This window comes from Modestobacter sp. I12A-02662 (assembly GCF_041028325.1).
Classification (GTDB): Bacteria; Actinomycetota; Actinomycetes; order Mycobacteriales; family Geodermatophilaceae; genus Modestobacter.
In genome coordinates this window covers 306,546-325,839 of the sequence record NZ_JABGDE010000006.1, presented here as the reverse complement: position 1 = coordinate 325,839, position 19,294 = coordinate 306,546, and the positions used below count along the sequence as shown (strand labels likewise).

Genomic DNA, 19,294 nt, shown 5'->3' with positions numbered 1-19,294 from the left:
GACGGAGGGGCGTCGCTACGGGATTTTCGACCCTGAGGGCAGACCCCCGCCGCCCAGGAGGGACGCGGGGAAGAACGCGGCAACCGCCCCGCGCTCGATCCTCGAAGCCCTGCGCAACCCTCGCCAGATCCTGCCGGGCTGGGCCACCCGGTCACCCGCTGCACCTGCCCGCCCACGACCATGACCTCGACGGGACGTCGGCCACCGGGTCCCCCCGATCCCGTCGAGCCGGACCGCTGCGGTCGGTCCCTCCACGGCCATCCTGAGCACCACGACGACAGCCGCCGCCACACCCGTCACCCAAGGAGAACGCCATGGCCTACTACCGCCAGCTCGGCCCGGTGCCCCAGCAGCGTCACACCCTGTTCAAGGACGCCGACGGCAACGTCCTCTACGAGGAGCTCATGGGGGAGGAGGGCTTCTCCCTGGACTCCGCCCTGCTGTACCACAAGCACATCCCCTCCGCGATGGTCGGCGCCCGCACGTGGGAGGTGCCGGACCAGACCCTGACCCCCAACGACCCGCTGCTGCCCCGGCACCTGAAGCTGCACGACCTGTTCACCGAGGAGCAGACCCCCGAGGTCGACGCCGTCACCGGCCGGCGGCTGGTGCTGGGCAACGCCGACGTGCGCCTGTCCTACGCCTGGGTGGGGAAGACCTCGCCGCTGTACAAGAACGGCATCGGCGACGAGTGCGTCTACGTCGAGCGGGGGTCGGCGCTGGTCGAGACCCAGTTCGGCCCGCTGGAGGCCACCGAGGGCGACTACGTGATGATCCCGCGCTCCACCATCCACCGCTGGGTGCTGCGCGAGGGCGAGACCGCCCGGCTGTACTTCATCGAGGCCAACAGCCACATCGCCCCGCCCAAGCGCTACCTCTCCCGGTACGGCCAGCTGCTGGAGCACGCCCCCTACTCCGAGCGCGATCTGGTCGGTCCGGCCGAGCTGCAGCTGCGGGAGGAGACCGACGTGGAGGTCTACATCAAGCACCGCGGCCGCGGCACCTCCGGGATCCAGGGGAGCGTCCACGTCCTGCCGCAGCACCCCTTCGACGTCGTGGGCTGGGACGGGTGCCTGTACCCCTACACCTTCAACATCAAGAACTACATGCCGATCACGGGCAAGGTCCACCAGCCCCCGCCGTCGCACCAGGTGTTCGAGGGCCACAACTTCGTGATCTGCAACTTCGTGCCCCGCAAGGTCGACTACCACGAGCTGGCCGTGCCCGTGCCGTACTACCACTCCAACGTGGACTCGGACGAGATCATGTTCTACGTGGACGGCGACTACGAGGCGCGGAAGGGCTCGGGGATCGCCAAGGGCTCGATCTCCATCCACCCGGGTGGGCACCCGCACGGCCCGCAGCCCGGGGCGATCGAGGCCTCGATCGGCGTGGAGTACTTCGACGAGACCGCCGTCATGGTCGACACCTTCCGCCCGCTGGACCTCGGCGAGGCCGCCCTGGCCACCGACGACGGCAGGTACGCCTCCTCCTGGAGCGGAGGCCGGTGGCTCGCCGAGGTCCTGCGGTGACCACCTCCACCACGGACCTCGTCCAGCAGTTCACCGGGTTCTTCGACGACGCGGCCACGTTCCCGCCCGGGCTGGCCCCGCTGGAGGAGGCCGTGGCCGACCACGTGGCACGGTGGGCCGCCCCGCTGGCCGCGGCGGTCGGCCCGGCCGTGCTCAAGCTCGAGGACCTGCCGCGGGCGCGCCGCACCGCCTCCGGTCTGGACCTCGGTGGGCGTGCGGTCGAGGTGTCCGCCGTCGTGCCGGCCGGGCAGCTGACGGCCGCCCTCGACCTCGCCGAGCAGATCGGTCCCGAGCTGCGGATCGTCTCGGTCGAGCTCAAGACCGACCCGTCCGACCAGGAGGTGTGGACGGCGCAGCTCCGGGAGGCCGCCGCGGTGGCGGGCCTGCCGGTCTACGTGGAACTCACCGCCGGGCAGGTCACCAGCGGAGCCCTCGAGCTGCTGCGGGGCACCGGGCTGCGCCTGAAGTACCGCACCGGCGGAATCGCGGCCCACCTCTTCCCGACGCCGGAGCAGCTGGCCGCGGTGCTGGTCGAGGCCGTGGCCGCGGGGATCCCGTTCAAGCTCACCGCCGGGCTGCACGAGGCCGTCCGGTACACCGACCCCGCCACGGGCTTCACCCACCACGGGTTCCTCAACATCGCGATGGCGACCGGGGCCGCCCGGGCGCACGAGCCGGTCGAGCACGTGGCCCGGCTGCTGACCGAGACGGACCCGGCGCCGCTGAGCCGACTGGCGCGGGCCTCGGACGGGTCCTGGCGCGAGTTCTTCACGTCCTTCGGGACGTGCAGCGTGGGCGAGCCCGCCGCCAGCCTGGAGCGGCTGGGCCTGTACCCACCCGGCCTGGCCTGAGCGCCGGCGTCCTGCCACTCCCGGGAGCCCGGGGCGGCCGTGACCCTCACGGCCACGGCCACGGCCACGGCCACGGCCCCGGGCCCCGGGCCCCGGCGGCTCCGTCATCGACCTCGGGGAGTGCACCGCCACCGTCCTGCCCGCGGCGACCGGGACGGCGGCGTCCGCCGGGGACCGCGACGGGCCGTGCGCACCGTCCGGGCGTGACCGTACGGACGCCGGGTGACGGAGTCCCCGGCCCGACGGGCCGTCTCCGTCGCCGGGGGCCCGGACGCCGAACGGCCCCGTCCGAGGGGGACGGGGCCGTTCAGGTGGTGCGCCATCAGGGACTCGAACCCCGAACCCGCTGATTAAGAGTCAGCTGCTCTGCCAATTGAGCTAATGGCGCGTGTCGTTGGCGCACAGCCCGGCGACGTGGGAGAACTGTACACGGCGGTCCCGAGTGGTGACCGTGGGGGTGGGCCACGCGCCTGTGGGCCGACGAACAGTGAACTGTCAGCCCCGACGTGGACACTGGACCACGGCGCTCGGTCCCCGGGAGGGTCCCGGTCGGACAGGTGCCCGTGCTGGAGGCAGGTCTTCGTGGTGTCGTCGGTCAACGGTCGGGGCGGCGTGCGGCGGGTGGCTGCGGTGCTCATCGCCGTGCTGCTCGCGCTCCTCGCCGGGTGCCAGGGGTCGCCGCCCTCGGCCGACGACGCCCCCGCCGGGACGCCCGAGCCGTCGGCGGCGCCCGCGGAGCTCGCGCTGAGCGTGGCCGACGGCAGCGTCGACCTGTCGCCGGCCACCCCGGTGTCGGTGGACGTGACCAGCGGGGAACTGGGTGACGTCGTCGTCACCGACGCCGCCGGGGCCGCGGTCCCCGGCGCCGTGGCGCCCGCGGAGGGCGACCCGACCACCTCGGTGTGGACGCCGGAGGGCCAGCTGGCCTACGGCACGAGCTACACGGTCACCGCCACGGCGGTCAACGAGGACGACGCCGAGACCACCGCCACCAGCACCTTCACGACGGTCTCCCCGGCCACCCTGTCCACCCCGAGCGTCGGCCCGCTCGACGGCACCACGGTGGGCGTGGGCATGCCGATCCGGGTCTTCTTCGACGACCCGGTCGCCGACCAGGCCACCGTCGAGCGCAACCTGCACGTCACCACGTCCACCCCGACGGACGGGGTGTGGAGCTGGCTGTCCGACAGCGAGGTCCACTTCCGGCCGTCGACCTACTGGCCGGCCAACACCGAGGTGACCCTGGAGGCCGACCTCTACGGCGTCGACTTCGGGAACGGCGTGTGGGGCGAGAAGGACCGCACGGTCTCCTTCACCGTCGGCGCCAAGCACGTCTCGGTCGCCGACGCGGGCGCGCACACGCTGACCGTCTACGACGGCGACCAGGTCGTGCAGACCTATCCGATGAGCGCCGGCAGCGAGGAGAACCCGACCCGCAACGGGCCGCACGTCGTCCTGGAGAAGTTCGCCGACATCACCATGGACTCCTCGACCTTCGGCCTCGCCGTCGACGCCCCGGGCGGCTACCGGACCGACGTCGAGTACGCGACCCGCATCTCCAACAACGGTGAGTTCGTGCACGCGGCGCCGTGGTCGGTGGGCTCCCAGGGCTCGGCCAACGTCTCGCACGGCTGCATCAACCTCTCCACCGAGCGGGCGCGGTGGTTCTACGACTTCTCCCAGCCCGGCGACGTGGTCGAGGTGGTCAACTCCATCGGGCCGACCCTCTCCTGGGTCGACGGCGACATCTACGACTGGGCGATCTCCTGGGAGGACTGGAAGGCCGGCAGCGCGCTCTCCTGACCCCCGCTCCCGGCGCGGCCGTCACAGCCGGATGCCGCCGTCGGTGCGCCGGTGGTCACCGGGCAGGGCGGCGGTCACCAGCGTCTCCACGACCGCGTAGACGGCCAGCGCCAGGGTGATGAGCACGGCAGGCGGGACGACGACCGGCGCGGCGAGCACCGAGATCACCAGCACGAGGGGGGCGTCCCGCCACCAGCCCGCCCAGTGCCCGGTGGCCGCCGATCCCCAGCGCACGCCGGTCCACATCAACCAGCGGCGCACCGGGGGCACGTCGAGCTCCCGGAGCACCCGGCGGAACAGGCCGTCGGCGTCCCGGGCGGACACCACGCCGGCGGCCAGCCCCTCCGTGATCAGCCAGTCGTGCAGCACCGCGGCCAGGGTGTAGCGCCCGAAGCGTGGGATCAGCCAGACGACCGGTCGCGGCACGGTGGCGAAGTCGGTGCGGAAGCCGGCCGGGACGACGAAGGTGTCCGAGCGGCCGTGGTAGGCCAGCGGCTCGACCACCTCCCACAGCTCGTCGGACACCCGGCGCACGGTGATGGTGGGGGAGACGAACGGCACGGCGGTCTGTTCCCCCTCCCGGGCCGGTCGGACACCTGCCCGGGCGGACGGCGGTGGATCGATGCCTGCGGACCGCCCCCGGTGGGTAGGCCACCGGGCACGGTGATGCGGGAGCCCGGGTTCCCACATCACCGAGGTCCGGCGGTCCAGGAGCGCGGCCGCCGGACCGTCCTGTGCCGGCCTCCTCCGCCGCGGTCCGCCCGTGCGGCAGCTCGACCGGGCGGCGCGCCAGGTGCGGTCGCGGCGGTGTACGCCGTCCCGGGCCTGACGTAGAGTCCGACCCCCGAACGCCGGGCCGCTGACCGAGACGCAGGAGTTGGAGTGAGTGGATCCGCGGCCTCCCCGATCGGCGCGGAGGCCCTCGCGACCGCCCTCGAGGTGCTGCCCACCCCGGTCGCCGTCCTCGATCGCGACTGGACCATCGGCTACGTCAACCCGGCCGCCGCGCGCCTGCTCGACCGGACCGTCGACGAGCTGATCGGCCGGGACGTCCGGCTGGCGCTGCCCGAGCTCCCGGGCACTGCCCTGCACTCCTTCCTCCTGCACGCCCGCAGCGCGGGCACCCCGGTGACCTGGTCGGGCGACCACCCGCCGGCCGGCTGCCGGCTGGAGGTCACCGCGGTCGTCGTCGACGGCCTGCTGCAGGTGTCCGCCCGGCCGGTCGACGACCGGTCCGGTGGGCCCGTCGCCCCGGCCGGAGGGGCCGCCGGGCGCACCGGGGACGCCGCCCGGCTGCGGTTCCTGGCGGAGGTGTCCGAGGCCATGATCGCCACCCTGGACACGGGGGAGTCGGCCACCCGGCTGGCGGAGCTGGCGTCGTCCTGGCTGTGCGACTGGGCCGTCGTCGCGCTGGCCGGCGAGGACGGCGGCCCGGGGGAGGAGGCGTGGGCGCACCGCGACCCGGCCCGCCGCGCCGACCTGGACGCCTACGTGGCGGGGCGGCTGCGCAACACCGGCGACGACGCCGCGATGGTCGAGGCGCTGCTCACCGGGAAGCCGGTGCAGCTGACCGCGATGGACCAGGACCTGGTCGCGCCCTCGCTGCCCACCGAGGGGGTGCGGGCGGCCTGGCGGCGGCTGGACGCCACCTCGTGCACGATCGTGCCGCTGCGCGCCCGCGGGGAGACCTTCGGCGCGCTGGCGCTCATCAACAGCGGGAACCGGCCGGCCCACACCGAGGCGGAGATCGCCGTCGCCGTCGAGACGGCCCGCCGGGGCGCGCTCGCGCTGGACAACGCCCGCCTCTACGGCCGGCAGCTGAAGGTCGCCGAGACGCTGCAGCACAGCCTGCTCAGCACCCCACCGCCGACCGACGAGCTGGAGATCGCCGTCCGGTACCGGCCGGCCGCGGTCCACCAGCAGGTGGGCGGGGACTGGTACGACGCCTTCCTGCAGCCCGACGGCGGGACGCTGCTGGTGATCGGGGACGTGGTCGGGCACGACGTGGACGCCGCCGCGGCGATGGGCCAGATCCGCAGCATCCTGCGCGGCATCGCCTTCGACCGGCCGGAGAGCCCCGCCCAGGTGCTGACCCGGGTAGACCGGGTGCTCGACGGCCTCCACGTCGGCACGATGGCCACCGCCCTGGTGGCCCGGATCGAACGCCCGGCCCGGGCCGGGCGGCGGATGCTGCGCTGGTCCTCCGCCGGCCACCTGCCGCCGGCGCTGCTCCGCCCCGACGGCACGGTGCAGCTGCTCGACGGCCCGCCCGAGCGGCTGCTCGGCGCGGAGTGCACCGTAGGGCGCAGCAACTCCGAGGTGGGCCTGCACCCCGGCGACACGGTGGTCTTCTACACCGACGGGCTGGTCGAGCACGGTCGCTCCGGCATCGACGACGGCCTCACCCGGCTCTGCGCCGAGTTGGCCCAGCTCGCCGGGGTGCCGGTGGAGAAGCTGTGCGACCAGCTGCTCGACCGCATCGTGACCGGCCGGGCCGACGACGACATCGCCCTGCTCGCCGTCCGCTCCCTTCCAGAGGACGCCGGCCCGCCCGCCTGACCGGGTCGATCAGCGCGGCAGCCGGGCGCCCAGCTCGGCGGCGGGCATCGGCGCGCCGATGAAGTAGCCCTGGGCGGAGTGGCAGCCGAGCTCCCGGAGCCGGGCGAGCTGTTCCGCCGTCTCCACCCCCTCGGCCACGGTCAGCAGGTCCAGTGCCGAGCTGAGCCGGATCACCGCCTCCACGATGGCGGTGCTGGTCGGGTCGTCCCCGAGCCGTTGGGTGAAGCTCTGGTCCAGCTTCACGATGTCCACCGGGATCTGCTGCAGCCAGGCCAGTGAGCAGTACCCGGTGCCGAAGTCGTCCAGGGACACGTGGAGTCCCAGCTCGCGGATGGCCCCGACGGTCTCGATGGTCCGGGCCAGGTCGGCCACCGCAACCCGCTCGGTGATCTCGATCTCCAGCTTGCCGGGGTCGACACCTGTCTCGACGAGCGTGGTCCTGACCAGCTCGAGCATCGTGGGGTCGATGAGCTCCTCGGCGGAGAAGTTGACCTGGACGCCGATCCCGCGGCCGGTCCGCGCCCAGGCCGCCACCTGCTCGGCCGCCGTCCGGAGCACCCACGCCCCGATCGGGAGCAGCAGCCCGGCCTCCTCGGCCAGCGCCAGGAAGTCCGCCGGCCGGAGCAGACCCCGCTCGGGGTGCTCCCAGCGCAGCAGCGCCTCGGCGGAGAACACCTCGTCGTCGGCGAGGCGGAGCTTGGGCTGGTAGAGCACCCGGAGCTGGCCGCCGATCAGGGCCCGGCGGAGCTCGGCCTCCAGGCGGAACCGCTCGCTCACGCTCTCGCTGAGCGCCCCGGAGTAGAGCTGCACCCGGCCGCCGCCCCGGTGCTTGGCCTCGTACAGCGCGGTGTCGGCCTCCCGCACCAGCTGCTCGGCGTCCTGCGGGGGGTGCCCAGACAGGGCGACACCCACCGAGGTGCCGACGAGGAGCTCCGCCCGCCCGTCCTCGAGCCGGTACGGGCCCGCGACCGCGGACACCACCCGCTCGGCCAGGTGGCCGGCCTGCTCGTCCCCGGTGAGCTCCGGCAGGAGGACGGCGAACTCGTCACCACCGAGCCTGGCCACCGTGTCGGCGGGACGGACCGCCCCGCGCAGCCGGGAGCCGACCTGCCGGAGCAGCGCGTCGCCGGCGACGTGGCCGAAGCTGTCGTTGACCAGCTTGAAGCGGTCGAGGTCGCAGAAGAGCACCGCGACCCGGTGCCGGGGGTGCCGGGCGGCGGTGGCGAGCGCGAGCTCCAGGTGGTCGATGAACAGCGTCCGGTTGGCCAGCCCGGTCAGGGCGTCGTGGGTGGCCGCGTACTCCAGCCGGGCACGCAGCTCCACGGGCACGGTGACGTCCCGCCAGTTCACGACGACGGCCTGCACGCCCGGTGTCCCCAGGTGGTTGGAGCCGCGGCCGTGGACCCAGCGCACCTGGCCGTCCTTGCTGCGCACCCGGTGCTCCGCCTCGATCACCGATCCCGGGGGTGCCGCCACGACGTCGGCGAAGGCCTGCTCGACCTGGGCACGGTCGCGGGGGTCCAGCATCAACCGGAAGTGCCGGCCGACCAGCTCCTCGGGCGTGTAGCCGAGGACCTGGGCGGCACCCGGGCTGATGTACCGGGTGATGCCGGAGGCGTCGAGGACGTGGACGACGTCGACGGCGGCCTCGACCAGCGCGCGGAACCCCCGTTCCTGCACCGGCGGGGGGAGGCCCTCCGGGCAGATCAGCCCCACCACCCGGTCGCCGACGCCGACGGCGTCCACGCAGGCCGGGCTCCCGGGGTCCTCGCCCGACGGGAGGGTGAGCCGGGACCAGCCGCCCTCCGTCACCAGCCGGGCGAGTTCCGGCACGAGGTCCTCCGCGTCCGGCCCCGCCAGCTGGCTGATCCGGGTGCCCGGCGCCAGGGCGGGTCCCAGCAGCCGGGCGGCGGCGCCGGTGAACCGCTCGACGACGAAGTCACCGGCCGCGCCCCGCCGGCCCGGGAGGGCCTGGAAGACGACGGCGCCGTGCGCGGGGTGCACCTGCAGAGCGGCCAGCACCGCGGCGTCCGGGTCGCCCTGGTCGGCCATCACCACCTCCCGGGAGACGGGGCCGGCCCCACGCTCGCACAGTTCGGCTGCCGGTTGCCCCGTTCCGACCGCGCGCCCCACCCCCGGCGTCTGTTGCAAACCTTTTGCAATGAGCTGCGGTGCAGGTCAACGGGAGCAGATCCGGCGGAGCGGGGACGACGGGCGGCACAGTGCGTCGCCATCAGGGCGGGTGTCGCGCTCGTGGGGACCGCCTGCGGGGGCGCCGGCACGGACTCCGGCGCGCAGGGGACCGCACCGACCGAGCTGCGGCTGGCGATCGGCGGCGAACCGGAGGACGGCTACGACCCGACGCTGGGCTGGGGCCGGTACGGCTCGCCGCTGTTCCAGTCCACCCTGCTGGACCGGGACGAGCACCTCGACGTGGTCCCGGACCTGGCCACCAGCTGGTCGACCAGCGCCGACGGCCTGGTGTGGACGGTCGACATCCGCACCGACGCGCGCTTCACCGACGGGGAACCGGTCACTGCCGCGGACGTCGCCTACACCTTCACCACGGCCGCCGAGAGCGGCGGACTCACCGACGTCACCGCGCTGGCCGAGGCCGTGGCGGTCGACGAGGACACCGTGGAGCTCCGACTGGAGCGGCCGCGGAGCACGTTCGTCAACCGGCTGGTGTCGCTCGGGGTCGTGCCCGAGCACGCGTACGGCGCGGACTACGCGCGCGACCCCGTGGGATCGGGTCCCTTCCGGCTGGTGCAGTGGGACGTCATCGACCAGCGGCTGCACGCCGATGCGGTGCTCTTCGGCTGGGGCAGTCACGACCCGGCCGAGATGTACAACCTCTACTCCTCGACCCGGGCCGGCGTGGAGTACTGGAACCCGGGCTTCTACGCCTCCCCGAGGGTCGACGCGCACCTCGAGGCCGCGATGACCGCCACCGACGAGGCGACCGCCGTCGAGCACTGGCGCGCCGCCCAGCACGACGGCGAGGGGACCGGCTTCGGTCCCCGCGGCGACGCCGCGTGGGCGTGGCTGGTGAACCTGGACCACACGTACCTCGTGGACGAGTGCCTCGACCTGGGGACCCCCCAGATCGAGCCGCACGGCCACGGCTGGCCGGTCACCGCGGGGATCACGGGCTGGCAGTGGAGCTGCTGACCCGCGGGCCGGCGGTCCTGCGGGCCGCCGGCGGCCGGGCACTGCGGCTGGCCCTCCTGCTGGCCGCGGTCGCGACCGCCTCGTTCGTGCTGATGGTCAACTCGCCGGTCGACCCGGTGGACGCCTACGTCGGCGGGGACATCGCGGCGATCGGGCCGGACCAGCGGGCGCTGATCGCGGAGCGCTGGGGACTGGACGACCCGCCGCTGGAGCGGTTCACCACCTGGCTGGGGCAGGTCGCGCAGGGGGACCTCGGGCAGTCGCTGACCTTCAACCAGCCCGTTGCCGAGGTGATCGGTGAGCGGTTCTCACCAGCCTCGCCCTGATGGCGGTCGCCTGGCTGCTGTCCGGGCTGCTCGGCTTCGCGCTGGGCGTCGCGGCGGGGGTGCGGTCGGGTCGCCCCCTCGACCGGGCGATCTGCTGGTGGGCCTACACCCTGGCGTCGGCTCCGACGTTCTGGGTCGGGCTGCTGCTGCTCTACGTGTTCTCGGTGTCGCTGGGCTGGACGCCGGTGTGCTGCTCGGTCCCGGTCGGCGCGCTCGCCGACGAGGTCCCCCTGCTCGACCGGCTGCACCACCTGGTGCTCCCCGCGCTGACCCTCTCGACCGTCGGCGTCGCCCCGGTGGTGCTGCACACCCGGAACGCGGTGGTGGAGACGCTGGCCAGTGACCACGTCACGTTCGCCCGGGCCCAGGGGGAGTCGACCGCCGGCGTCGTGGTGCACCGGCTGCTGCGCCACGCGGCGGGCCCCCGCGGTGCTCCTGCAGTTCGCCGCGCTGGGGGAGCTCTTCGCCGGTGCGGTGCTGGCCGAGCAGGTGTTCGCGGCGCTCGACCCGGAGCTCGTCGCGCCCTCGTGGCTCGACCGCCGTCCGCACGAGCTCAGCGGCGGCCAGCTGCAGCGGGTGGCCCTCGCCCGGGGGCTGCTCGCCCGCCCGCGCTTCCTCGTCGCCGACGAGATCACCTCCGGCCTCGACGCCGTCACCCAGGTCCGCGTCTGGCACCTGCTGCTCGAACGGTGCCGCTCGGCCGGGATCGGCGTCCTGGCGATCTCGCACGACCGGCCCCTGCTGGAGGCGGTCGCCGACCGGGTCGTCGACTGGCCGCCCCCGTCGGAGGACACCGAGCCCGGCCTCCGACGACCCCTCGAGGTGGCGCAGGCCGGGAAGGCGGCCCGCTGATCGGGGCAGGGATGACCGCACGCGCCGCGCTCCTCGCTGCTGCTGTCCGTCGACGCCGGCGAGCTGCCCGCCGAGCACCTGGGCCCGGCCACCGGTCGCGGACCGGGCTGGCGATGGTCCTGGCCACCGGCGTGCTCGATGCGTGGACCGGCCGGGGCTGAGCCCCGGGAACGGACGAGGTCGACCCGCCACCTCCGCCGGCGAGCGCAAGAGCGCCGGCGTCGCGGGTACTTCCGCTGGCCAACCGGGGGGTCTACGGTCTGTTCCGGTGCGCCGGGAAGCCTGGTCGGCAGTCGTGTCCCCGACTGCCAGGAGCCCGCCATGGCCACCCCCACCTCGTCCGTCCCTGCGCTGCGCGCTGTCGGGCTGAGCAAGCGGTTCGGCACCACCGACGCCGTGGTGGACCTGTCGCTGACCGTCGCCCCCGGAGAGGTGTTCGGCTTCCTCGGTCCGAACGGTGCCGGGAAGTCCACGACGATCCGCATGGCGCTCGGGCTCCTGCGGCCGACCACGGGCACCGTGGAGGTGTTCGGCGTTGCGGCCGCCGACGTCGAGCGGGCGCACCGGCAGCTGGCCTACGTGCCGGCCGACGTCGCGCTGTGGCCGTCGCTGACCGGACAGGAATGCCTGGACCTGCTCGCCGGTGTCGGCCCGGGCACCGACCTGGGCTACCGGGCGGAGCTGGTGGAGCGTTTCGCGCTGGACCCCGACCGGCGGGCGCGGACCTACTCGACCGGCAACCGGCAGAAGGTGGCGCTGGTCGCGGCGTTCGCGACCCGGGCGTCGCTGCTGGTCCTCGACGAGCCCACCAGCGGGCTGGATCCGCTGATGGAGCGGGAGTTCCGGGCCTGCATCGCCGAGGCGGCCGCTCGCGGCCAGGCGGTGTTCCTCAGCTCCCACCAGCTCGCCGAGGTCGAGGCGGTGTGCTCCCGGGTCGGCATCCTGCGCAGCGGGCGGCTGGTGGAGGTGGCCGGGCTCGCCGCGCTGCGCCGGCTGCACCGTGCCGAGGTGGTTGCCGACCTGGCCGCGCCGGCCCCCACCTTGCAGGGGCTGGCCGAACTGCCCGGCGTCACCGATCTGCGGTGGCCCTCGCCGGTACGGGTGGAGCTGTCGCTGACCGGCCCGCCCGGGCCGGTGCTGCGGGCGCTGGCCGACGCCGACGTCGCCCACCTGGAGGTCCGGGAGCCGTCGCTGGAGGAGATCTTCCTCGACTACTACGGCCAGGCCGGAGCATGACCACGCGGACCACACCCGGCCAGGCCGCGCTCGCCGCGCCGCGCCCGGCGCCGGCCTGCTCGGCCGGCCGCACGGCGACCGTGGCCGCAGCCCGGCAGGTGCGCCGCGGCACCGCGATCGTCGCGGCCGTGTGCGGCGGGATGACGGCACTGGTCGTCTCGCAGTACCGCGGGCTGGACGGCGCCCTGGGCGCGGAGTCGCTGGCGGCGCTGGCCGAGAACCTCGCGATCCGCACCCTGTTCGGGCCGCCGGTCGGGCTGGACGACCCGGGCGGCTTCGCGGTCTGGCGGACCGGCACCGTGCTGGCCGTCCTGGTCGGGGTGTGGGCGGCGCTGACCGCGACCGGGCTGACCCGCGGCGAGGAGGAGGCCGGCCGGGTCGACCTGCTGCTGGCCGGGCGGCTGGGGCTGCGGTCGCTGACGGTACGCATCCTGGTCGCCGTGCTGGCCGCCAGCGTGATGGTCGGCGCGGCCGGCGGACTGGGCCTCGTGCTGGCGGGTGCCTCGACCACGGGCTCGGTGCTCTTCGGTGCAGGCCTGGCGGGAACCGGGATGGTCGGTGCCGCGGTCGGCGTGCTGGCCGCGCAGCTGTTCACCGACCGACGCTCGGCGTCCGGGTTGGCGGTCGCCGTCGTCCTCGGCGGCGTGCTGGCCCGCATGGTGGCCGACGGGGTGCCGGCGCTGGCCTGGCTGGCATGGCTCAGCCCGCTGGGGGTGCTGGGCCGCACCGCGCCGTTCGTCGACGACCGGGCGGCACTGCTGCTGGTCCTCGCCGTCCTCGTCGCAGTCCCTGCCGTCGCTGCCGTCGTGCTCGCCGCGGACCGCGACGTCGGCAGCGGCCGGATCGCCGGGCGCAGGCGGCGGACCGCGCACAGCCGCTTGCTGCGCAGCCTGCCCGGACTGGCGGTGCACCGCATCCGCCGGCCGACGATCAGCTGGGCCGCCGGGCTGATGTCCTACTTCCTGCTGATCGGGCTGCTGGCCACGTCGATGACGGACTTCCTCCGGGACAACCCGTCCTTCGCCGAGCTGGCCGCGCAAGCCGGCTTCGCGCGGCTCGGGTCGGTGGAGGGCTACGTGTCGGCGCTGTACACGCTGCTGGCGGTACCGATCGGGGCGTTCGCCGCCGTCCGGATCGAGGCACTCGCCGCGGACGAGGCCGCCGGGCGGCTGGCCCTGCTGTACGGGCTGCCCGTCGGCCGGGTCCGGTGGGCGGCCACCGAGGCCGCCACCGTTGCCGCCGCCTGCGTCCTCCTGGCTGCCGCGGCCGGTGCGGCCACCTGGGCCGGCACGCTCTGGGTGGACGCCGGGCTCGGCTTGGCCGACGCGCTGGCCGGAGCGCTGGGCGTGGTGCCTGTCGCGCTGCTGTGCCTGGGCGCGGCCTTGGGGGCGCTGGGGTGGGCGCGATCGGCTGTACTCCCGCTGGGGGTGCTACCCGCGGCCGGCGGGTACCTGCTGCTCGTGCTCGCCGACACCTTCGGCTGGCCGGCGGCGGTGCGCTGGTGGTCGCCGTTCGCGCACCTGGCCGCGGTGCCGGCCGAGCCGTGGCACCCCGCCGGGGCGGTCGGCATGCTCGCGGCCGCGGGGCTGCTGGCGGTCGTCGGATGCCGCCGCTACAGCCGCCGGGATCTGACCGCCTGACCGGGTTCTTCGTGGACCGGCAACGCCGCAGGCCAGCGCGCCTCGCGCGACGCCGCACCTCGCCGCTACGGATCCAGCAGCCATGCGAACCGGACCGCGCGGGCGTTTGCCGATGAGCGGAGGCTCTGCGGCGTTGCGGGGTCCGCCACCGATCAGCGCTCCGGGTGCAGGTTCTCGGCGCGGTCCTCGACGGCCCCGTGACGCAGCAGGCTGGCGACGGCCAAGCCGAGGCCTCCCCAGATCACGACCATCGCCACCACCATCATCACGATCGCGGCCGTGCTCATCGGTGTCCTTCCTCGTCGTGACCGGTCTCCCGGTGGTCGCCGGGGCTGGGGTCCGTCGTGGCGGTCGCGTGCAGCGGCGCCGCCGGGTCGGAGCCGGGCGGCGGCCCGTCCAGGTGGGTCCCGGCACGCCACGGCAGCCGGGCGAGGAGGAAGCCGACGAGGGGCAGCGCCGCGACCATCAGCCAACCGAAGACCAGCAGCAGCCAGGTGGGGTAGCCCTCGTAGGGGGCGGCGAGGTCGTCCCGCAGACCGAGAACGAGCACGATGGCCAGGCCCGCCGGTGCGACGACGCTCGTCAGCACGCGCCAACCGGTCCCGACCCGGGGGCGGCCGTGGACGTTGAGGTGCTCGCCGAGGCCGACCAGCGCCCGGAGCCCCCAGGCGACGACCAGCATGCTGACCAACGCCACGACGAGGATCCCGTACTGGTTGACGAAGTGGTCGACGACGTCGAGCACGTAGATGCCGCTCGTGGTGCTGAACAGCACCAGGCTCAGGACCGCCACGGGGACGACGACCCCGAGGGTCGCGGTGAGGCGCCCGGTGTCGAGCTTGTCGCGGACGGCGGAGATCACCACCTCGATCACGCTGACCAGCGAGGTGAGGCCGGCGATGACCAGCGACCCGAAGAACAGGACGCCGAGGACGGCGCCGGCCGGGGCCTCGTTGATGATCGCCGGGAAGGCGATGAAGGCCAGACCGATCCCATCGCTGGCGACCTCGCCGACCGCGACGCCGTTGGCCTGGGCCATGAAACCGAGGGCGGCGAACACGCCGATCCCGGCGAGCAGCTCGAAGCTGGAGTTCGAGAAGCCCACGACGAGGCCCGAGCCGATCATGTCCTCGCGGCGGCGGACGTACGAGGCGTACGTGATCATGATGCCGAAGCCGACCGACAGCGAGAAGAAGATCTGACCGAACGCGGCGGCCCAGACCGAGGGCTCGGTGAGTGCCGACCAGTCGGGTGTGAACAGCGCGTCGAGGCCGGCCCCTGCGCCAGGCAGCAGCAGCGCCTGCACGACGAGGGCAGCGAAGGCGAGCACCAGCACCGGGATGAAGACCAGCGAGGTCGCACCGATCCCGCGCTGGACGCCGAGGGCCATGATCACGAGAACGAGCAGCCAGACCAGCGCGAGGGGCACGAGCACCCCCGGCACCACGTCGGCGGTGACCCGGACGTCGCCGGCTTGGAGGAACTCACCGAAGAAGAAGCCCTCGGGATCGGAGCCCCACGCCCGGTCGACCGAGAAGACGGTGTAGCGCAGCGCCCAGGCGAGCACCGCCGCGTAGTAGATGGCGATGACGAAGCAGATGCCCACCTGCCACCAGCCGAGTCCCTCGGTGCCGCGGCGCAGTCGGGCGAAGGAGAGCGGTGCAGAGCCGCGGTGGCGGTGGCCGATGGCGTAGTCCAGCAGCAGGAACGGGATGCCGGCGGTCAGCAGGGCGACCAGGTAGGGCAGCACGAAGGCGCCGCCGCCGTTCTCGTAGGCGACGTAGGGGAACCGCCAGATGTTGCCGAGCCCGACAGCCGACCCGATCGCCGCCAGGATGAACACGCGCCTGGAGCTGAACCCGCCGCGGCGGCGCTCTACGTCCGCCTGTTCCGCAACGTGCCCCGCCGACGCGCCCATGTGACCTCCTGAGTCGTTTTCCGCCGAGCCGGCAACCACCTGGACCGCCGGTCGACGTCGCACCGGTCCAGAGAGGATGGCAGGGCTCAGGCGTCTCCGCTGTCGGAAGTCCGAGACCAACGGTCGAGCCGTGGTCCGACGCCGCGAGCCGGCCGTGCGACGAACTGCGCGGCCCGGTCACCGACGTGGCAGGGCAAGTGGCAGCGGGCGGCAGGCCCGCGCGGCGCTTGCGCCAGGACACGCGGTGCTGCTCGCCGCGCTCCTCGATCCAGGGGGTGGGGGCTCGACGGGCACGAGGTGGACTCCGTGCGGTTGGTCGGGATGGACCAGCCGCACCGTCGGGAGCCGCGCGCTGCGCAGCCGCCCCACCGTTGGCCCCAGCGAAGGGGCAGCGGCGTCCCGATTGCCGTCGTGCACCGCGCCGGAACAGATGGAGGCCCTGGCCAGCGAACTGCCCAGGGCCTCCACCTCGTGGGGTGAGTGACGGGACTCGAACCCGCGACATCCAGGATCACAACCTGGCGCTCTACCAGCTGAGCTACACCCACCGTCGCTCGCCGCCACCGGGGTGGCCGCGCGAACCGACGCAACGATACCCGGCCCGGTTCAGCTCGCGGCCGGGGCCTCCGCCTCCGGCGTGCCCTCGACGGTCGCACCGGCCGCGAGCACCGGGGCGAAGGCCGTGACGGCGGCCGCCGACGCGGCCTGGGCCTGTTCGCTCGAGGGCCCGGGGTCGGGCACGAACAGGGTCTGCCGGTAGTAGGCCAGCTCGCGGATGGACTCGAGGATGTCGGCGAGGGCCCGGTGCGCCAGGCCCTTCTGCGGCTGGGCGAAGTACACCCGCGGGTACCAGCGGCGGGCCAGCTCCTTCACCGAGGACACGTCGACCATCCGGTAGTGCAGGTGGTCGTCGAGCTCGGGCATGTCCCGGGCGAGGAAGCCGCGGTCGGTGCCGATCGAGTTCCCGCAGAGCGGGGCGCTGCGCCGCTCGGGCACGAAACGCCGCACGTACTCCAGGACCTGGGCCGAGGCGTCCTCGAGCGTCACCGTCGAGGCACGCACCGCCTCGGTGAGCCCGGACCTGGCGTGCATCTCGGCGACGACGTCGACCATCCCCGCGAGGTCCTCGTCGTCGGCGTGGACCACCAGGTCCAGCCCGGGGTCGAGGACGTTGAGCTGGGAGTCGGTGACCACGACGGCGACCTCGATGAGCTTGTCGCGGACCAGGTCCAGTCCGGTCATCTCGCAGTCGATCCAGACCAGGTTGCTCGGCGGGGTGTCAGCCACGTCGCGCCACCCTACGCACCGGTGCACCCCGACGCTCGGGCCCGCGGGTGCAGCCCGGGGTCCCGGTCGGATGCGGCCGGCGGATCACCGCGCCCACCGCGCGGCGCGCCCCCGCGGTGGGCCCGGGGCGCGGGGCCGATGACGTACCGTCGTCCGGGTCCGCCCGTGGGCCCCGTGCCGGGCGGCGACCGTGTGGCCGGGGTCGCGCCCGGGCTGCGCCGCCCCTGTCGTCTGCGCCCGGGAGAGTCCGTGCTGATCCTCACGCCGACCCCGCTGGAGACGGCGGCAGAGCGTGCGTTCTTCGCCGAGCTCGCCGACTGGGACACCGGCGGCGGCGTCCGGGGAGCGGTGATGGCCTCCCGTCCGGTGGTCGAGGGGCCGATGCGCCGCCGGCTGTCCGACGCCGTCCTCTTCGTGCCCGAGGGCATCGCCGTCGTACGGGTCGTCGAGGTCGAGCGCCAGTCCGGCATCGTGACCGCGACCCCCGACGGAGCCTGGACGATCGGCCCGGGGAACGTGCCCGGCGACGTGCTCCAGCTGTCCGGCGGCGGCTCCACACCGCTCGACGGGCTCATGCGGGCGGGCATGGAGGCCGCGGTGACGCTCCGCCGCGCGGGCCTGGGTCCGGGGCGCATCGCCCGGTTGACCGTCCTCGTCGGCGCCGTCACCGGCATCGACCCGCCGGACGGCGACCTCGGCGAGGGTGACCAGGTGGCGCTGCTGGACCCCCGCTCGCTGCTGCTCGGCGTCGCCCGCGCCAGCCGCTACTCCGGCACCGACAACCCCCGGCTGTGGACGACGGCCGACGTGCGGGCCGCCATCGAGGCCCTCGGTGTGCCCGGCCGGACGCCGACCGTGGAGGAGCTGAACGGCGAGGGCTTCCCCTACTCGCCCTACGTGCTGCGCCGCCCAGACCTGCTGACCCCGGCGACCCTCAACGCCAAGCCGGCCCGGGTGGCCGCCGAACCCGCTCCGGACGCCCCGGACCGCGCCGCCCCGGCCGGCCCGATCGTCGACCCGGCCGCCGCGGCCCGGGTCGCCGCCGCCGCGGTGGCCGCGCAGGCCGAGGCGGAGGCCGCGGCCGCGCCGGCGCAGGAGGACGCGACCCCGGTCGTCATGACCCCGCCGATGACCACCCCGGGTCCGCCGACGGGGCAGGACCGGGTCGCCGCTGCGCCCGCGCCCCCGGCCGTTCCGCCGCCGACCCCGCGGGTGCCCGTGACGGGTGCCCTCCCGACGCAGCTGCAGCAGGGCCGTTCCGGCGACACCGTCGCGCTGGTGTCCGAGCCCGGCGGCGCGCGCCCGGGGGAGGAGACCGGCGGCATCGGCGGGCTGTTCGCCGCTCCGGCACCGGAGGCCGCCGGGTCCGTGCCGCCGTCCGTGCCGCCGTCCGTGCCGCCGCCGGTGCAGCGCGAGCTGCCCCCGGAGCTGCGGCCCCGCCGCACGTCTCCCTCGGCCGACGACCCGGCGGAGCAGGAGCGACCCCGGCGCACCCGCTCCGTGCTCCTCGTCGCCGCCGCGGTGGCCGTCGTGCTGGTCCTCCTGGTGGTCGGCGTCCTGACGTACACCGGCGGGGACGACGACGCCCCCGCCGACCGGGCCGGCGCCACCACCGCGGCCCCGGACACGTCCGCGCCCGCCGCCGGGCCGACCCCGGGCGCGGTCGAGGTGGTCAACGGGATCCCGTTCACCCTGCAGGCCCGGCAGAGCGACACCAGCTGCCAGGGGCACTCCTACAGCTCGGTGGCCGCGTTCTTCGGCAACACCGACTGTGCCGCGCTCGACCGGTCGCTCTGGTCGGCCGATGCCGACGGCCGCCCCGCGGTCGTGTCGGTGGCCCGGGTCGAGATGCCCGACGCGGCCGGGGCCGGCGCGCTGCGGTCGCTCGCCGACACCGACGGCAGCGGCAACGTCAACGACCTGCTGCGCGAGGGGGTCAGCTGGGACGGCGGCCCGGACCGGCTGCGCAACGCCGAGTACGCCAGCTCCCAGCAGGGCAGCACGGTCACCATCGTGGAGACGTCCTGGACCGGTGAGGCTGGGGCGACCTCCGCGCTCGACGCCCTCGCCAGCGCGGCGCTGTCCCTGCCGCCGACCGCCGGCTGATCCCGCCGTCGAC

The 19,294-nt window shown here is 74.7% G+C and carries 15 protein-coding genes, 2 tRNA genes and 1 pseudogene; 11 read left to right on the top strand and 7 right to left on the bottom strand.

Annotated elements, in window-relative coordinates:
• Window positions 1–314: 314 nt before the first annotated feature.
• Together HL189_RS10990 and HL189_RS10985 are read left to right on the top strand one after the other, a co-directional pair.
• Window positions 315–1,532 (top strand): homogentisate 1,2-dioxygenase, encoded by a 1,218-nt coding sequence (locus HL189_RS10990; RefSeq protein ID WP_369133726.1) that lies wholly within the window; start codon window positions 315–317, stop codon window positions 1,530–1,532.
• Window positions 1,529–2,383 (top strand): hypothetical protein, encoded by an 855-nt coding sequence (locus tag HL189_RS10985; protein ID WP_369133725.1) that lies wholly within the window; start codon window positions 1,529–1,531, stop codon window positions 2,381–2,383. The genes HL189_RS10990 and HL189_RS10985 overlap by 4 nt, the downstream gene beginning before the upstream one ends.
• Window positions 2,384–2,695: 312 nt before the next feature.
• Here the strand turns inward: HL189_RS10985 and HL189_RS10980 are convergent.
• Window positions 2,696–2,771, bottom strand: a tRNA-Lys gene (locus HL189_RS10980).
• A 197-nt stretch (window positions 2,772–2,968) separates the two neighbouring features.
• Between HL189_RS10980 and HL189_RS10975 the strand changes: the two genes are divergently transcribed.
• On the top strand, window positions 2,969–4,186 hold the full coding sequence (locus HL189_RS10975; RefSeq protein ID WP_369133724.1) for an Ig-like domain-containing protein: 1,218 nt from the start codon (window positions 2,969–2,971) through the stop codon (window positions 4,184–4,186).
• 21 nt (window positions 4,187–4,207) lie between these two features.
• On the opposite strand, the gene HL189_RS10970 is transcribed toward HL189_RS10975, so the two are convergent.
• Complete coding sequence (locus HL189_RS10970) at window positions 4,208–4,747, bottom strand: DUF1353 domain-containing protein (protein WP_369133723.1); 540 nt, start codon at window positions 4,745–4,747, stop codon at window positions 4,208–4,210.
• A 321-nt stretch (window positions 4,748–5,068) separates the two neighbouring features.
• Between HL189_RS10970 and HL189_RS10965 the strand changes: the two genes are divergently transcribed.
• The gene (locus HL189_RS10965; protein WP_369133722.1) at window positions 5,069–6,745 is read left to right on the top strand and encodes a SpoIIE family protein phosphatase; all 1,677 of its coding nucleotides are present in this window, start codon (window positions 5,069–5,071) and stop codon (window positions 6,743–6,745) included.
• A gap of 9 nt (window positions 6,746–6,754) precedes the next feature.
• Here HL189_RS10965 and HL189_RS10960 read toward each other — a convergent pair whose 3' ends face one another.
• Window positions 6,755–8,797 (bottom strand): putative bifunctional diguanylate cyclase/phosphodiesterase, encoded by a 2,043-nt coding sequence (locus HL189_RS10960; RefSeq protein WP_369133721.1) that lies wholly within the window; start codon window positions 8,795–8,797, stop codon window positions 6,755–6,757.
• Window positions 8,798–8,998: 201 nt separating this feature from the next.
• Between HL189_RS10960 and HL189_RS10955 the strand changes: the two genes are divergently transcribed.
• The 6 genes and pseudogenes from HL189_RS10955 to HL189_RS10930 all read left to right on the top strand — a co-directional run bounded on the left by HL189_RS10955 (window position 8,999) and on the right by HL189_RS10930 (window position 13,970).
• Window positions 8,999–9,916, top strand: coding sequence for an ABC transporter substrate-binding protein (locus tag HL189_RS10955; protein WP_369133720.1), 918 nt, complete (start codon window positions 8,999–9,001; stop codon window positions 9,914–9,916).
• A complete protein-coding gene (locus tag HL189_RS10950; protein WP_369133719.1) occupies window positions 9,904–10,242 on the top strand; it encodes a hypothetical protein in 339 nt (112 codons plus the stop codon). Before HL189_RS10955 ends, HL189_RS10950 begins: the two co-directional genes overlap by 13 nt.
• A pseudogene (locus HL189_RS10945) lies at window positions 10,242–10,640 on the top strand (ABC transporter permease subunit); the annotation flags it as partial. The gene HL189_RS10950 and the pseudogene HL189_RS10945, both read left to right, overlap by 1 nt.
• A 31-nt stretch (window positions 10,641–10,671) precedes the next feature.
• A complete protein-coding gene (locus HL189_RS10940) occupies window positions 10,672–11,094 on the top strand; it encodes an ATP-binding cassette domain-containing protein (protein WP_369133718.1) in 423 nt (140 codons plus the stop codon).
• Between the two features lie 321 nt (window positions 11,095–11,415).
• Window positions 11,416–12,330, top strand: coding sequence for an ATP-binding cassette domain-containing protein (locus HL189_RS10935; RefSeq protein WP_369133717.1), 915 nt, complete (start codon window positions 11,416–11,418; stop codon window positions 12,328–12,330).
• Window positions 12,327–13,970 carry a hypothetical protein gene (locus tag HL189_RS10930; RefSeq protein ID WP_369133716.1) on the top strand — a complete coding sequence of 548 codons (1,644 nt, stop codon included), beginning with the start codon at window positions 12,327–12,329 and terminating at the stop codon, window positions 13,968–13,970. Before HL189_RS10935 ends, HL189_RS10930 begins: the two co-directional genes overlap by 4 nt.
• Window positions 13,971–14,122: 152 nt before the next feature.
• On the opposite strand, the gene HL189_RS10925 is transcribed toward HL189_RS10930, so the two are convergent.
• The 4 genes from HL189_RS10925 to orn form a co-directional block, all read right to left on the bottom strand.
• On the bottom strand, window positions 14,123–14,257 hold the full coding sequence (locus HL189_RS10925) for a methionine/alanine import family NSS transporter small subunit (protein ID WP_369133715.1): 135 nt from the start codon (window positions 14,255–14,257) through the stop codon (window positions 14,123–14,125).
• The gene (locus HL189_RS10920) at window positions 14,254–15,888 is read right to left on the bottom strand and encodes a sodium-dependent transporter (protein ID WP_369133714.1); all 1,635 of its coding nucleotides are present in this window, start codon (window positions 15,886–15,888) and stop codon (window positions 14,254–14,256) included. Before HL189_RS10920 ends, HL189_RS10925 begins: the two co-directional genes overlap by 4 nt.
• A 472-nt stretch (window positions 15,889–16,360) precedes the next feature.
• Window positions 16,361–16,436, bottom strand: a tRNA-His gene (locus HL189_RS10915).
• Between the two features lie 58 nt (window positions 16,437–16,494).
• Complete coding sequence (gene orn / locus HL189_RS10910) at window positions 16,495–17,175, bottom strand: oligoribonuclease (RefSeq protein ID WP_369133713.1); 681 nt, start codon at window positions 17,173–17,175, stop codon at window positions 16,495–16,497.
• Window positions 17,176–17,424: 249 nt separating this feature from the next.
• On the opposite strand from orn, the gene HL189_RS10905 reads away from it, so the two are divergent.
• Complete coding sequence (locus tag HL189_RS10905) at window positions 17,425–19,281, top strand: hypothetical protein (RefSeq protein WP_369133712.1); 1,857 nt, start codon at window positions 17,425–17,427, stop codon at window positions 19,279–19,281.
• Window positions 19,282–19,294 lie beyond the last annotated feature (13 nt).

Excerpts from the sequence above, each read along its gene's own strand:
- HL189_RS10990 (WP_369133726.1), top strand. The coding sequence starts at position 315 with ATGGCCTACTACCGCCAGCTCGGCCCGGTGCCCCAGCAGCGTCACACC.
- HL189_RS10960 (WP_369133721.1), bottom strand. The coding sequence starts at position 8,797 with ATGGCCGACCAGGGCGACCCGGACGCCGCGGTGCTGGCCGCTCTGCAG.
- HL189_RS10935 (WP_369133717.1), top strand. The coding sequence starts at position 11,416 with ATGGCCACCCCCACCTCGTCCGTCCCTGCGCTGCGCGCTGTCGGGCTG.
- HL189_RS10930 (WP_369133716.1), top strand. The coding sequence starts at position 12,327 with ATGACCACGCGGACCACACCCGGCCAGGCCGCGCTCGCCGCGCCGCGC.
- HL189_RS10925 (WP_369133715.1), bottom strand. The coding sequence starts at position 14,257 with ATGAGCACGGCCGCGATCGTGATGATGGTGGTGGCGATGGTCGTGATC.
- HL189_RS10920 (WP_369133714.1), bottom strand. The coding sequence starts at position 15,888 with ATGGGCGCGTCGGCGGGGCACGTTGCGGAACAGGCGGACGTAGAGCGC.